This window comes from Actinomadura sp. DC4 (assembly GCF_030406325.1).
Lineage (GTDB): Bacteria > Actinomycetota > Actinomycetes > Streptosporangiales > Streptosporangiaceae > Actinoallomurus.
Genome location: NZ_JAUEQY010000094.1, coordinates 1 through 613 on the forward strand (window position 1 = coordinate 1; position 613 = coordinate 613).

1 protein-coding gene is annotated in these 613 nt (G+C 75.9%); it reads left to right on the plus strand.

Features of this window, described 5'->3' with window-relative positions; translation table 11 throughout:
• A partial coding sequence (locus tag QWU11_RS47105) for a GAF domain-containing protein (protein WP_290121141.1) occupies positions 1-613 on the plus strand: 613 nt, incomplete at both ends.

A 613-nucleotide genomic window follows, 5' to 3' on the forward strand; every position in this document is an offset into this window, starting at 1 on the left:
TGGGTGGTGAGGCGTTCGACGAGGATGATGAGAACGTCGTGACCGCGCTGGCCACGGCGGCCGGCGTCGCGATCGAGAACGCGCGCCTCTACCAGGACGCGCGGCGCCGCGAACGCTGGCTGCAGGCGTCGGCGGAGGTGTCGACCGCGCTTCTGTCCGGTACCGACCAGGCCGAGGTCCTCGGCCTGGTCGCGCGCCGGGCGCGGGAGATCTGCGACGCCGACCTCGCGCTGCTCGCCCTGGCCGGGCCGGACGGCCTCGTCGTACGCGCCGCCGACGGCCGCCACGCCGGCACGCTGCACGGCGTACGGCCGGGGTTCGGCGAGGAGGTCTTGCGCGAGGGTTCCCCGCTCGCGCTGCCCGGCGCCGAACTGCCCGGGGGCCTCGTCCTGGGGCCGGTGCTGACGGTGCCGCTCGGTGTGGGCGAGGCCCCGCACGGCGTTTTGACCGTGGCCGCCCTCCCGGGCGGCGCGGCCTTCGGCTCGTCCGTACGGCGGCTGCTGGAGACGTTCGCCGCGCAGGCGGCCATCGCCCTGGAGCTGGCCGAACGCCGGCGGGACGCCGAACGGCTCGTCGTCTTGGAGGACCGGGACCGGATCGCCAAGGACCTGCA